Source organism: Vibrio sp. TRT 17S01, assembly GCF_050113695.1.
GTDB lineage: Bacteria > Pseudomonadota > Gammaproteobacteria > Enterobacterales > Vibrionaceae > Vibrio.
In genome coordinates this window covers 24,726-39,038 of the sequence record NZ_JBNJOG010000012.1, presented here as the reverse complement: position 1 = coordinate 39,038, position 14,313 = coordinate 24,726, and the positions used below count along the sequence as shown (strand labels likewise).

The 14,313-nt window shown below is 43.0% G+C and carries 12 protein-coding genes; all 12 read right to left on the bottom strand.

The annotated features are described in order from the left end of the window. Positions 1 to 12: 12 nt before the first annotated feature. On the bottom strand, positions 13 to 2,622 hold the full coding sequence (gene tssH, locus ACQEXS_RS16945; protein ID WP_427014613.1) for a type VI secretion system ATPase TssH: 2,610 nt from the start codon (positions 2,620 to 2,622) through the stop codon (positions 13 to 15). 36 nt (positions 2,623 to 2,658) lie between these two features. Further along, positions 2,659 to 3,588: a type VI secretion system baseplate subunit TssG gene (locus ACQEXS_RS16940; RefSeq protein ID WP_427014612.1), complete on the bottom strand. Its 930-nt coding sequence runs from the start codon at positions 3,586 to 3,588 to the stop codon at positions 2,659 to 2,661. Further along, positions 3,579 to 5,324, bottom strand: a complete 1,746-nt coding sequence (gene tssF, locus ACQEXS_RS16935; RefSeq protein WP_427014611.1) for a type VI secretion system baseplate subunit TssF — start codon at positions 5,322 to 5,324, stop codon at positions 3,579 to 3,581. Before tssF ends, ACQEXS_RS16940 begins: the two co-directional genes overlap by 10 nt. Continuing rightward, entirely contained in the window at positions 5,317 to 5,739 is a 423-nt protein-coding gene (tssE, locus tag ACQEXS_RS16930) for a type VI secretion system baseplate subunit TssE (RefSeq protein ID WP_427009469.1), read from the bottom strand. The genes tssF and tssE overlap by 8 nt, the downstream gene beginning before the upstream one ends. After that, on the bottom strand, positions 5,739 to 7,139 hold the full coding sequence (locus tag ACQEXS_RS16925; protein ID WP_427014669.1) for a type VI secretion system contractile sheath domain-containing protein: 1,401 nt from the start codon (positions 7,137 to 7,139) through the stop codon (positions 5,739 to 5,741). Before ACQEXS_RS16925 ends, tssE begins: the two co-directional genes overlap by 1 nt. A gap of 33 nt (positions 7,140 to 7,172) precedes the next feature. Further along, positions 7,173 to 8,651, bottom strand: a complete 1,479-nt coding sequence (gene tssC, locus ACQEXS_RS16920) for a type VI secretion system contractile sheath large subunit (protein WP_427014610.1) — start codon at positions 8,649 to 8,651, stop codon at positions 7,173 to 7,175. Further along, the gene (gene tssB, locus ACQEXS_RS16915; RefSeq protein WP_367986504.1) at positions 8,651 to 9,154 is read right to left on the bottom strand and encodes a type VI secretion system contractile sheath small subunit; all 504 of its coding nucleotides are present in this window, start codon (positions 9,152 to 9,154) and stop codon (positions 8,651 to 8,653) included. Before tssB ends, tssC begins: the two co-directional genes overlap by 1 nt. 18 nt (positions 9,155 to 9,172) lie before the next feature. Next, positions 9,173 to 9,694 (bottom strand): type VI secretion system tube protein Hcp, encoded by a 522-nt coding sequence (locus tag ACQEXS_RS16910; RefSeq protein ID WP_367986503.1) that lies wholly within the window; start codon positions 9,692 to 9,694, stop codon positions 9,173 to 9,175. A 32-nt stretch (positions 9,695 to 9,726) separates the two neighbouring features. Continuing rightward, entirely contained in the window at positions 9,727 to 11,103 is a 1,377-nt protein-coding gene (locus ACQEXS_RS16905; protein WP_427014609.1) for an ImpA family type VI secretion system protein, read from the bottom strand. 221 nt (positions 11,104 to 11,324) lie between these two features. Next, entirely contained in the window at positions 11,325 to 11,627 is a 303-nt protein-coding gene (locus ACQEXS_RS16900; protein ID WP_367986501.1) for a PAAR domain-containing protein, read from the bottom strand. Further along, positions 11,628 to 12,200: a DUF6931 family protein gene (locus tag ACQEXS_RS16895; protein WP_427014608.1), complete on the bottom strand. Its 573-nt coding sequence runs from the start codon at positions 12,198 to 12,200 to the stop codon at positions 11,628 to 11,630. Further along, positions 12,200 to 14,182, bottom strand: a complete 1,983-nt coding sequence (locus ACQEXS_RS16890; protein ID WP_427014607.1) for a type VI secretion system Vgr family protein — start codon at positions 14,180 to 14,182, stop codon at positions 12,200 to 12,202. The genes ACQEXS_RS16895 and ACQEXS_RS16890 overlap by 1 nt, the downstream gene beginning before the upstream one ends. Positions 14,183 to 14,313 lie beyond the last annotated feature (131 nt).

Here is a 14,313-nt window from a genome sequence, read left to right as displayed (position 1 = left end):
GTATCTTCCTGATTAGTTGATCTTTAACTCAAAGCCTTGATGAGAGTTTGGAGAGGTAACCGATACCTGTGAAATTGGCTCTTTTCGGCTAAGTCTTCCGATGCACTCTTCTGCCAGTTTCGGCATTAACGAGCGATTAATGATCTGCTCTACTGCACGTCCACCTGTTGTAGGATCTGTGTTTTTAGCAACAACGTATTGGACAAAGTTTTCATCCCAGCTAAAAGTCGCTTGGTATTGCTCTGCCAGTTTTTTCTTAATGCGATTAAGGGCAATTTCCGTGATCTTTGCTAGTTCGTCATCATTGAGCGGGTAGTATGGAATGATGGTGGTACGGCCAAGGAATGCAGGTTTAAAGTAGTGCTGTAGCTCTGGTCGAATGGTTTCGAGCAATTCATCATTATCGATGCGCTCTTGTGTGGCATCACAAGCATCGCAAATCGCCTGATCGGCAGCGTTAGAAGTCATGATGATGATGGTATTTTTAAAATCAACGGTACGGCCTTCACTGTCCTTGATATGGCCCTTATCGAAAATTTGATAGAACAGATCATGGACACCCGGATGGGCTTTTTCCATTTCGTCCAGCAATAAGACAGAATATGGATTGCGGCGAATTGCTTCGGTTAGTACGCCACCTTCACCAAACCCAACATAGCCTGCTGGGGAACCGAGTAGCATTGAGATTTTATGTTCTTCCTTAAACTCAGTCATGTTAATGACAGTAAGATCGTTACTGCCACCGTAGAGTTGTTCAGCCAGCGCCATTGCGGTTTCCGTTTTACCAACACCACTTGGGCCACACATAAGGAATACGCCAATGGGTTTTCGGTTGTCAGTTAGGCCTGCTCTGGAAATACGAATTGCTTTTGCGAGCTCTTGCTTGGCAACATTCTGACCGATAACGCGATTATCTAACACTTGTTCAAGGGTAAGCAGTTTGGCAATCTCATCGCTCATCATGTTGCCGACGGGGATACCGGTCCAGTTGGCAATAATTTGTGCAATGGTGTTGTCATCAACCATTGCATTCACAAGTGGCTCTTCACCTTGAACGTCACTTAACTCCTGCATAGCAATGTTCAATGCCTGTTGTTTGCCTTCATCCACCTCATTGGCTTCTTGTTGTTCCGTTATTTCTTGTTGCAATAGTTTGATCGCTTCAACAAGATCTACCTCTTTTTTCCAACGTACTTGGTAGTCGCACAGCTTTGCTTCGTTCGCTTCAATTTCCTGCTGTAGCGTTTGGATTTCCTGTTCTGAGATGCCGAATAGGGCATTTTCTTTCTCAAGTGCCGCTTTTTCATTTTTCTGGTAACGAATCGTCTGTTCGAGAGTTTCAATGACTTCAGGTTTCGAACCTTGAGTGAGTGCGATGCGAGCACTTGCGGTATCTAACAAGCTGATGGCTTTATCTGGTAACTGACGGCTAGGAAGGTAACGGATAGAGAGGTTAACTGCGGCATCAATTGCCGATTCCGCAATAAATGCTCCATGGTGTTTTTGTAGAGATGCAGCGATGCCTCTCAGCATTTGCATTGCATCTTCAGCATTTGGTTCTTCAATCGTAACGACTTGAAAGCGGCGTGTTAGAGCAGGATCTTTCTCGAAATATTTCTTGTATTCAGCCCAAGTTGTAGCAGCAAGAGTTTTAAACTCCCCCCTAGCCAAAGCGGGCTTTAACAGATTCGCGGCATCATTTTGTCCCGCTGCACCACCAGCACCGATAAGCGTATGGGCTTCATCAATGAACACAACAATTGGCTGCTCTGAGTTTTTCACCTCATTAATGACATCTTTTAAGCGATTTTCAAACTCACCTTTGACGCTAGCGCCTGCTTGCAATAGGCCGAGATCTAATGAATGGATCTGAACGCCTTGTAATGCAGCGGGAACTTCATCAGCTGCGATCCGCAAAGCAAGTCCTTCAACGACGGCTGTTTTCCCGACCCCTGGCTCTCCAACTAAAATAGGGTTGTTCTGGCGTTTTCTACATAAGATATCAATGGCTTTGCGTACTTCGGCGTTGCGCCCAGAAATAGGATCAATTTTTCCATCAAGGGCTTGTTGAGTAAGGTTTATGGTGTATTTACTCAATGCATCGTTGCCAGCGGGTGTTGCATCGACACTTCCTGACGCTGAGCTTTGTTGGGAACGAGCAACCGGTGTTTTGTTGATTAATCCTTGCAGGGATTCTAGTGAGAGTGACTCCAGTGTTTTTAGTTGAAGAGAGCTTATTCCCATGACATTTTGTTGTAAGAGTGCCTGCATTAAATGAAGGCTGATAACTTGTGCATGTCCATAATTGACTGATGCCAGCATCCAAGCATCTTTGATTAACTCAGTTAGCTCATGACTCAGTGTAGGTTGACCTTCGCTGCCTTTGGGCAAGCGGGTGATCTTGTCGGTCAGTTCAGCAATCAACTGCTCTTGAGGCAAGTTTTGAGAATTCATAAGCTGCTGAAGTTGCGCGTCGTTTTGAGTGATGAGTTGCAACAACCAATGTTCCACTTCGATGGCAGGAACGCCTTGATTCATTGCTGCACCTGCAGAAACTTCAAGCGCCCGTTTCAGCTCTGTTGAGAGTTTGCCTACTAAATTTGTTAGTGTTACTTGAGTCATACTGAGTTCCTTGTATCTCGAAAGCTGTTTTTGTTGTTATCTAAGTAGAATTCGTACGGATTGTTCGGGTTTTCTTTCCGGAGCCATGCAGTCAACCTCACCAAGTTTGGCCGCTATTTGTGCCGATGAAGACAAAGTAGGGCGTTGAAGGTAGGCACGTTTCACATTCAGATAAATGGATACCGACGTGTTATCTCGAAGGTAATGTTGGATGATGTCCATCATTGTTTGACCAAGATAAACATCTTGTTCTATCTGCTTGAATTCCGAACGACTGGCAGGGGTAATTGATATATTTAAATGATTAAATTGAGCCAGACATGTTTTGCCGAGCAGAAAGCCTTTTCCGGCCCGGCTGTTAAACTCTTCTCTAGTTCCAATTCGAGTTAAAGAGTTATGGGGTAACTTCTTACGTTGATGCAGTTGACATGTCACATCGATGCTGTAGGGAAAATAGTCATTTAGGATTTGCTTGATGCTGCTTAAAGAGCGACTCTGCTGCCCAAGCAGAAATGAATATTGAAAATATGCTCTATGCTGTGTATGTAATGCAGAAAGATGATTGAGTAGCTCAAATTTCTGATGATTCTGTTCTTTTTCCAGTAACAACCACTTCTGTGATTCCACACGATAATCTATTTCAAAGTAACGCTGATTAAACACATCGAGAAAGTCCTTAAGTGCATGATCCTCGTTGTGTAGGGCGGCTAACAACTCTTCATAAATGTAATTGGGGATAACGCCTTGAGAGCCAAATAGCGCTTGCTTCGCTAGCCGGAGTTTTGCTTTATTCCCTTTCAGTGAGAAATGTTGAATTTCGTCACCATCGCCAATAGGCATCGCTTCCGCTTTGAGTTGAATGGATATCTTTTGTTCGCTATGACTTTGTAGCTGTAACAAATAACGCATCGCTTGAACAAAATCATATCGCCCCGTATTGGCCGCGATATCTTGCATCACATGCATAACTGGCTCCCGTGTAGTTTCGGGTATTGCTTGGCAATGCCGTCGCGACCATAGATACGGATAGTGAGCTGGATATATCGGTCAAAGCTACAAAATTGTTGAAAAAACCGATTCAGAACATCACTAAACGCATGAAAGGGCCCTGTCGTATCCAATGTGATGTCGATTTCTGTTCCGGGAGAAAAGATATTATTTCCCATGACCCTTATTGCCGCGACTTGAGACTTAAACTCTACTGCACGAATCATCTGTATCTCCGAGGATGAAACGGGCTCACGTGTACAGAGTTTAAGCATTTGTTTTAGTGCTTGTTCTGGGTGCGGCACTTGGAGCATAGAAGCAAAATTGCAGTTCAATAACGCGATAAACTGCCAATGAAGGTTATGATCGCGCTCTCGCTCAATTGGTGCGGAAGGGGGATACAACAGTGCAAATTCACCCGGTAAGTCGATGTTCGCAAGGCACTCGATAGCGCCCTCAATACCACATGCTTGTTTTCCATTCGAACAAAGCAGCTTGGTGTTGTAGATCTTACCAAAGCTTGGCTGCCTATTGCCTTGCAACGATACCGTAACTTTAAAATCACCGTAGGTATCACGCGTACTTTGCCAATAGTCTGCTCGTTCATCTGAATGATATTTTTGCTTGAGCAGTGGTGTTAATGGTTTTGTACCCGTCGATGTTAATTCGTATACGTGTTTTATCTCTATAATTTCAATATTACTGTCACTGTGAGAGTCCGCTTTGACAGGAAGAGTTAAGCTCCTTTGATCATAAGTGACAGGTTCACCAGCTTGTTCGAATAAGTTGATGGCAGGGATGACGTTGAGTTTGAATACATCTGTGTTAAATAGGCGAATAAATTCTGTGGGAAGCGCTGACATGAACAGATTGACGATAATTTCAGATTGTTCAAATTGACACGCGACATCTGCAAAGCCTTTCAGTCTGAAAAACTGCCTTTTCTCTTTAAAAAAGAAGAACTCGTTGATCAATTGGTAACCAATAAACTGGTTTCCATGTTGAGGTAAAAAAGCGAATTCTTGGTCACTAATTCTGCTTTTTAGCCGGTTTGGCTCCAGTGAGACATGCTGTTTTGCTTCAATATCGGAGATTGAAATGGCCTTTGTTTGGCTAAGCAGCAATTCAACGAGAGAATCCGCATTATTCTCAAAGCCTTGAACAAAAAAATCGAAATCACTTAATGATAAATGGCTAAAGTGAAGAGCTGGATCACCTGTGGTTAAGGTCAGTTGTATTACCGCTGTTGTCGACTCAGCTGATTTTGGTCGATTAAAGCTAAATGGCGCACTTTGAGCATTTACATCACTTAATAAATACGGTGATATTTGTAATGTGTCTACGGTAGAGAATAAGCATTCCATACCATTAGACATAGCACTGAGTTGGGAACCATTGGGAAGTGTGGTTGACTCAGGCTTTTCTGGTGTTAATTCAAAGTAGGCAACACTCGGGATTGTTTGGGTATATGAGGGGTACAGAACATTGAGTAACCCTTCGATGGTTTCTGGTTGCTGCTCTGCAAGCTTTTGCTCCAACTTTGCATTTAAAAGTGCAACGCCATCAAGCAATCGGGCAATGCTTGGGTCTTCAATTTTGCCCTGATGAATGTTGAGACTCTCAGCGTGTTGCGGGTAATCAGCTCCAAATTGACCAAGTGAGCGACGCACCAAAGTCAGTTCTTGCTCAAAATATCGTAATAGAGGATCAGTCATAGCTGTCTTCCTCCATCGAGGTTGTTAGATCACTGAGTGAAATTTTAGAATCGAAGATAAGTTCCTTTTTTCCATTTTGAGTATTGGCTTGAGCAATGATATGAAATGCCAATGCGTTCTCATTTTCCTTTCGTTCAATCAGTTCGACCATGACACTGCTTAGCCTTGGCTCAAAGTGCTTAATCCAGTCGGCAATGCGCATAGAAAGTTGTGTTTGGTCAAGGTTAGCACTGAGCAGCTGGATGTCTTCAATGCCAAATCTTAAGTTGGATTTTAGTGTTTGAGATAACCGATCATCGATATCCATTAATGGAGCTTCAGATTCAAACAATTTGGTTAGGTTATATTTAATATCGTCGATTTCCGCATCTCTCGTTATGGAAGACTGGGCAACAAACGTTCTCCAAAAACTCATTAGGCTACCTCGTCCAATTCTGTTGTTAATACCACCTCTCCACTAAAGTGGTCATATTGATATTGAGGAACCATTCGTAATGTGCATGCAAAACTGCCCGGAGCGGAGTGGGATTCCTCCACAGAGATCTTGGCAAAACTCAATGGATACTTTGCTAATGTCTCTTCATTCGCGTTGGTTACATTGCTAGAGAATTTCTCAATCCATTGAGTTAGAAATAGTTCACATTCTGCTGCTGTATTAAAGCTACCGATCATTTCTCGGACTTGAACTTTCAAATAATGTGCAATTCGACAAGACATGAGCGTGGTTTGAACTTGGTTCAGTACTTTATCGTTGTCGTTATTACCATTTCGCCACACCGAGTTGTTACCATTAAAATAATACGTATTAGTTTGCTGGCTTTTGGTGAGTGGAATGAAGCCACACTGGGCGTAAAAGGTTGATACTTGGCCAAATAACGTGATGTCAGTGACTGGCTTTGACAGGTATTCACTTTGTTGTTTTGAATTGGGAAGGTTTATCAATGCACCTTGGAACTTGTCGTTCCAGCGAGATTTGAGAAAGCCAAACCAGTTAACTCGGTGATGTTCACGCATGATGGTTGCAATAAATGCAAAACATGCATTTCCCCATAATCCGTTACCACTTTCGTTATACAAAAAGCCGACTTGAGCGTTGTGGTGAATAGAGCGCATCCGTATCCTAGGCATGACCAATGCGGTAAATCGAGAGCTGGCTTTCGCCCTTAATGCTTCCCAAGCTTGGTAATCCGGACCTGAAAGGATTTTTTCAATCCGTGTGATATCAGAAATCCAGTCAGCTCCATTGTTCACGAAAAAGTGCTCGTCAGGTGAAAGCACCATTGGACATAGTATTGACTCTCCCAGTTTTCCGAGAAGCTCGAGAGTAAAGAGATCATCGAAGTCGGCGTCGACGTCAATATCCATAGATACAGCGTGGGTGAACATGATGCAGCCAAAGGGATGCCCCCCAAGGGTGTTGAGCTCTTGATTTCCGATTTTATTGTAAAGCTCGCAAGCACGTATGTTGTACGCTTGATTCATGTCTGATGAGACTTCGTTCCACGACATATCAAGTATCTTAAGCTGCGTTCTTTGAGCGTTGATTGGGAGTAATGCAAGCCCCTGAATACCACGCCAGTTGCTTTCCATATGTACAAAATCACGATGATGCATGATGTTATCGAGCTGCTTAGAAAGCGCGTTGTCGAGTTCCGTAATTAACCTAGAAACAGCTGCAATAAGTTGTTGTTTGTTAGTTAGGTCTAGATTGGGAATACAGGCGAGTAAAGACAATGCTTCTGCTAAAAAAGCATTGTCTTTACTGTCTAACTGATTGAATTTTTCTTGCCAATTCGTGTTTAACATCATACGAATTTAGTAGCCGGATTGCTCCGGCTACTCTCATGCTTAACCTGGGATTTTTGCAACCATTCGAACTGAAGTTGTCAGCTCTTCCAATTGCAACCAAGGGCGTAAATGAGCAACAGCGGAGTATGAGCCAGGGCGGCCTGGCTGCTCCACAACCTCGATTCTGGATTCTGCTAAAGGCGTCTTTGCTCGTTGATCATTACCAATTGCACCAGCATTGGTGTATTGATCGATCCATAGCTGTAATTCTCTTTGAATATCTGGTGCTTCTAAGTTCGAACCCAGCTTGTCACGTCCCATCACTTTCAAATAATGGGCGATGCGACTGCTTGCCATGATATACGGTAGGCGTGCTGAGATTGCAGCATTAGCCGTGGCATCAGGATCGGTATATGTCTTTGGTTTTTGCGTTGTTTGTCCACCAATGAACACGCCGTAATTTGAGTTTTTGTAGTGAACTAGTGGTAGGAAACCAAGATCACTCAACTCTTTTTCACGTTCATCAGTTAGATTGACTTCCGTTGGGCATTGTTGAACAAGATCACCGGCTTCGGTTTTGTAGGTGAGGTTTGGTAAGTTTTCGACTTTACCGCCATTGTCTAACCCGCGAATCGCGGTACACCAACCGTAGGCAGTATAGGCTTGGGTCATTTTCAGTCCTAACTCATATGCCGCATTAGACCAAACAAGCTCATCGTTACTGCTTGGATTAGGGTTGCCATCCATATCAGTGTCTAACTCTTCAAAGTTAAACAAGTTGGTACCCAAACCTTTATCTCCGTATGGTAGACGGGCAAGTGTGCGTGGCAAGGTTAAGGTCACGTAACGCGCATCATCACTTTCACGGAAAGAGTTCCATGCAGCATAAGCAGGGGAGTCAAATCCAGCCGCGACTGGTTTACCTTCATCGAAAGTAGTGAAGTCATTAAACTCAAACATTTCAGCATTGGCTGCTGCGATAAATGGAGCATGGCATGCTGCGGCAACTTCGCCCATGTAGCGTAGTAGTGCGACATCTTCATCTTTGGCACTAAATTCATAGTCGCCAATAAACGTCCCATACGGTTCGCCACCTGCTGTGCCGTACTCACCTTGGTATACAGCATTGAACAAGGGGCTGCGATCGATTGCAGGTGCATCTTCAAACTGCTCAAGTAACTCTTCTTGGCTGAAGTCGACCATTTTGATTTTTAGATCACGGCCTAATTCACTTTCTTTTACCAGTTTTTGTAAACCTCGCCATGAGCCTTCGAGTTTCTGAAACTCATTTTGTTGCATCACTTCAGAAAGCTGCTTCGATAGTTTTTTATCGATTTCAGCGATGGCACTTTCTATTGTCTTAGTGACGTTTTTATCCCATGCAACAGTGCCAGAAAGTGCCTGCTCGGCAAGCACTGAAAAGAGTTCTTTCGTTGTGTCTGCGGGTGTTTGTGTTGTTGCTTCTATTGCTCGGTCAAGAAAACTCAGTGTTCCTTCCGCGGCTTCAGTCTGGGTTTGAGTATCGGTTTCAGTGCTCATTACTCAGCTCCTTCTTGATTAATTCCAAGCTCTTCAGAAAGGGCGTTAATGGTGTCTGCGCTTTGTAGAACTTCTTTGAGTAATTTCTCCAGATCACGAGAACGATCCGCTTTTGAAAGAAGAACTTTGAGCTGGTTACGCGTTTCGACCAATTTTTTCAAAGGCTCTACTTGCTCAACGATGGCCTCTGGCTCAAAGTCTTTCATTGAAGAGAAGGTTAGATTTGCTTCAAATTGGCTGTCATCATCGGCAAGAACGTTATCAACTTTCATTGAAAGTTCAGGACCAACGCGTTTCATCACGTTGTCAAAGTTGTCTTTGTCGATGTTGTAGAATGTACGATCTTCCACATCTTCTTTGTCTTGTTTATGTCCTGAGTAATCGCCAATTACGCCAACAACAAACGGTAACTCTTTGGTTTCGACTGCGCCGTTTGTTTCAACGTCATAAGTAATACTTACTCTGTTTTTACTTACGCGCTTATGCTGTGAATTTAGTGCCACAATCTATCTCCTTAAACGTTATGACGCAGTAGACGTAACCTTCGCAGTTGTTGCGTCAAATCCTACTTCAGGGCCTTTTTCGATCTTGCCGCCTTCGCCTTCGATGTAGTAAGCCTTAGATATTTCTGTGTAAGTGAGGCTAAATGATTCATTTGGCAATGTGCCATCGCTTACGCCCATGTTGTAACTCGACATACGCGCTGCTTTCAGAGTAAGAATGAGATATGGATCAGCGCCAGAGCCCTCGCGGTTTGGTTTTGTCATAACGATTTCGACTGTCTTACCTTCGCCGCCAGGTGCATATAGGAAAGTGGTTAGGTAGGGTGTCGCACCATCACATCCGCGTGAGATGTTAACTTCGCCTAGAGCGACCATACCTTGGTCTGCATTATTCGCATTGCCGACATCAATGCCAACGCCACGTACAGCACTCCAGTTAACGCTGTCTACCGCAAAAAAGCCGTCCTTACCGCCAATTTTTTCAACAGTAGCGGCACCCTTTGGTTTTGTGCCGTCAATTCTCATAAATATAGAAGCCATTTAACTCTCCTTGGTTTGATCGCTCTGTATGGTTACCACTCGAAATCTTGAATACTGCCAGATGATTGAGTGGTTTCTGTTATGGGTGAAGTTACCGGTGATTCTGTGTGTTTAGGCTGATTTTCAACCGGGGGAGCAGAAACTGCCGTTGGAACAGGAATTGGAACTTGCTTGTCACTTAAATCAGCTTGCTCTAAGTTATCCATTCCTGTTAATTGGTTGATATAACTTAGAACATGCTTTTCATTGCCGATCATTTCTTCTAACAGTTCAGGAAGACTCATGTATCCCCAACGAATGGCTCTTTCCAGAAGAAAAGAGATAGGGCTATGTGGTTCCGTTTGTTTAAAAAACTCTGCGAGTTTACGTAACTCTCCAAATGCCTGATCTCGATTGGAAATGGCAGAACTTGTGACTGTTTGTTGCGCTGAATTCGATAAATCCATACCATTTGTTGCCGTATGTATTACGTCCTGCGTTGTGGTGCTTATCTGTGCTTGAAGTGGGGTAGTCGACTCAGTTTGGGCTACAGGATCGGGTACGATATTATTTGTTGATGTTTGATTATCTGATTCTGTTTCTGTGATCAATTGATAATTGCTATCGAGGGGCCAGTGAGCGCTTATATCGCGTACTAGGTATTCAATGGCTTTTAGCAAGTTAACTAAATTGGATTTAATGAACTTGAAACTTACGGTGGAAGCGCCAACTTCTTTGCATTTTGCTGCAATTAGAGTTTCGGTTGTTGTTAGTGATTCAAGAGATTGGGCGAGATTCTGTAACGTATCTTGAAGCTCTTGCTCGTTAAAAGCTTTCTGACTGCTCTCTTTCAATACCGCTAGTGAGCCATCACGCTCAGCTAGGAGAAAATCTCCGTATGTAATAGTGCTGATTAGCGGGGTGAGTTGCAATGGGACGTAAATGGCAGTGCTATCATCGCTTTCACCGACCAATTGTAGCAGCGGTTTTATCCTAAACTCCGCCCATTCTCTTGCCGCAGACTCATCATCAGTTGCTTTGAGTTTTTCTCTTGGGGGCATAGGGTTGAGTGTTGGCCAGTATAATTCAACGTATTGCTTGAGCACATCTAAAGACTGGCTTAAATGCAAAAAGGGTGCATCGGTAAAAAGCTGGCTTGCTATATACCATCCAAGGATTTCTAAGTCTTTGGTTGACTGGCGAAGCGTTTCATATGTCGTGTTATTGAGTGCCTGCCAGTTATTGTAATTGGCTTCTAGTAGATCCTCATTCTTTGAAGCATCTGGTGTTTCTACCAGCTGCCTAAAGGATGACTGGGCAGTGTTATAGGCATTCCTTAAACTACGATATGTCGTTCGGTCTAGCTTTAAATATGCACCACAAGGTGCTTGCTCAGAGATAGGAGAGAGCAAACCTTCAACATCAATCATAAGCAATCCGTTGCTAATATAAATCCATCTTATAGAACTTACGAATTATTCGTATCTTGTTTGTTAAGTATTATTAATTACTCTTGTTAATTGTTAATGGTAGGGTGTTTTTGTAAAAAGTCTCAAACAAATTAATTATTTGACCTAAAGTTTGAAGCGCCTCCAGAAAACTGGACGGATGACGGTATAAAATTATAAATAACCTATTTAAAAATAGGGGCTTATCCCCCGATAAGTACTGTGGGCATTCCTAGTACAATGCTGCCGCCATGTGCAGTTGTATCTCCCATTCTCGCAGCAGGTTTGTTTCCTATCAGTACTGTTGCACTACCTTTAACAATACTGTCGGGCGGGCCGACACAAACGCACATGTCGCCCATTGTTGCTGCAGGCATATTTCCGATTAAAACAGTGGGGGTTCCCGGGCCAGTTATAGGGCCACCTACGTGAGGAACTGGGGGAACCGCTGGGGTCTGCATAGGGCACACATGCATATCAGTGAGTCTAGCTGCAGGTAATGTCATTTAAGTCTCCTTACCATTACCACCATTAGCGATGTTTAATGCCGTGGTGATCGCATGTTCGTAATATGTATCTGTTTCGCTCCACGCAGGTAAAACGGCTGCATGATTAATTGCACCAGCAACGGCTTTAGCATAGAGAAATGGGTCTGGGAGTACTACAGGTAAGTCTGGTGCCACAATACTGCCTGAGCCATTCCAAAACACCGCTTGTGACAACCATGATGGTCCACAGTTTAAGTTGAGTCGTTGAGCAAATAATTCGCTTTTACGGCGTGACTCTTCGGATGGTTGCAAAACCCATTGATGTGCGTTTTCGATGCATTGTTTTTGCTGAGAAGACCATACGTCAGCTCTGCTGCTGAGACACCCTATAGCCCACCAAATTGATTCTCTTACTGGTAGCGCGTGTGCAAAAAACTGAATTAAGTCATTGTAATAATGGCCATCCTGCATTGTGGAGATGGCTTCATCAATACGCATTTCTTGGCTGATTAATGATGTAGCTTCATCAGACGCCGGAAATCGATCCAACACCTGAGCGGCATATTGATAGGGGATTTTCTTGTATGTCATTAGTTTACCTTTACAATTGCACCCTTAACTTCACCCATCACTCCGCCATCAAATGTGGCTTTGAGTCCAGATTTAAACTCAGCACTCAAGGAGCCTTCAGCAGATAATGTTGTGTCTGCTTTGACTGAGACACTCATTCCTTTGATGCTATTTGAACTTGTCGCCTCGATAGCCGTGGTTGTTCCTGAGACCTTATTGGCAGACGTAGCCTTACTGGTTACGTTGGTACCTTCGAGGTTAAGCGAGCTGCTGGCCTTGATATCAATATTGCTGGCCTCGATAGAAATGGATGAACTTGAAAGGGTGATTTTGCTCGAACCCACCTTAAGTTCAATACTGCTATCTGCTTCTAATGTTATTGATTTTGCTTTTTCAGAGAGCTCTTTTGTAACAGTTAGGGTGTAGTTATCTTCTGTTGATACGTTTATAGCTTTAGTCACAGACTGAGACAGTTCACCTTTAACCGTTTCAGTGTGGTTATTTTCCACCTCTTGTGTAAGGTCTTTTGCGGCATGTAAGTAGAGCAGTTCATTATCTTTCTTATCATCAAAATAAAGCTCGTTACTTTGCCCATAAAGCTTGGTTTTAATACCTGTCTTAGTACTATTGGACTCCTTATAGGGAGGCGGGTTCTTACTGTTGTAGACGCTCCCTGTAATAATGGGTTGATCTGGATCGCCATCGATAAAAGCGACTAGAACTTCTTGCCCAACGCGCGGTATAAACTGGGTGCCATAGCTATTGCCTGCCATCATTTGGGCGACTCGCACATAACAACTGGTTTTGTCGCCTGTTGTTTCTGTGTCCCAATGAAACTGTATCCTGACTCTTCCTTGTTCATCTTGATTAATTTCGCCACTTGACGAGCCCGCGACAAGTGCACTTTGCAAACCGTGAACTCGTTGTTTTTCAATTAATTGAGGGTAATGAGTGACAGATTTTGGGATGAGTTCTATTTCGACATCGCATTCGACAGATTCGGTGTATTGAGTTCGAATGGAGACTACCGAATAGTCTCCTTGCTGGGATTTGTCTAAATGATTAGCTAATGAAAACCAAGTACCCAACTCAAATGCATCCTGCTTCGCGGTTGCAATAATTTGTTGGTATTGTTGTTCGATTAATTCGATGCGCCGCTTCGCTAAATTACTGGCGAGATCGGTTCGATCACCATTAATACCAAGTGGTGGGTAGTGAGTCTGCGTCAGTTTAGAAGCATTTGCTATCGAGTGGGTGGTTTTCTTGGGTTTGCTGGAAATCAATTTTGTTTGGTTGTAATCGAAACTGGTAAGTTCAATACTTGAACCATGAAAACAGCTCTTGGGCATCCACCTGTCAATTAAAGGATTTTTCCCTTCTGGAACTTCGACCATATCAAATTGATTGATTTCTGCTTTATCAAAAGGAGATTGAGCATCTTGGCAAAGCATGGTGTGTTTTCCGTCGGAATGTTGGAAAAAAAAGTGGATCCCTTCTTCCGCCATCAATCGGCAGACAAAGTCGAAATCGGATTCGTTATACTGTAAGCAATACTCTCGTTTTGTTGCTGGCAAATTGTTCAATTGGTACTGGCCACTAAAACCCGCACTGTTGAACACATCAGTAATAATTTCTTTGGTTGATTGATTCTGATAAACACGAAATCCATGTGTGTATTTAAGCAAGGATAACCATGGGCGTAGAATGATTTGATAACTCGAATATTGAAGATTTGAATCAATGGAGAGGTGCTGGATTTCCGTAATAATCCCATTAAATGTTTTTGATTTGGTTAGGTTACCTGATTGGTTGGCAAAACGCTGTAACGTCAAGGATTGCCCTAACTGGTCTTGTAGATCAAACGAATTGGAAATGAGAGTCACTACAATCTCAAATGGTACCGAGAGTGAATCGATGACTTGAAAAGAAGTTACTGTATGTTCTTCATTTTTATAATCTTTTGCCGACATTGTGCTTGCAGAAGCAGAAAACTGTCCAGCCATATCTATTCCTTAATCATGTGTGAAATAGCAATTGGTCCCTAATTGTTATTTATGTCAGTAATTACTAGGTCTTATGTGTTATTTAATTGTAAATAATTAATCATTATTTCTTAGTGTATGAATATTTTGTG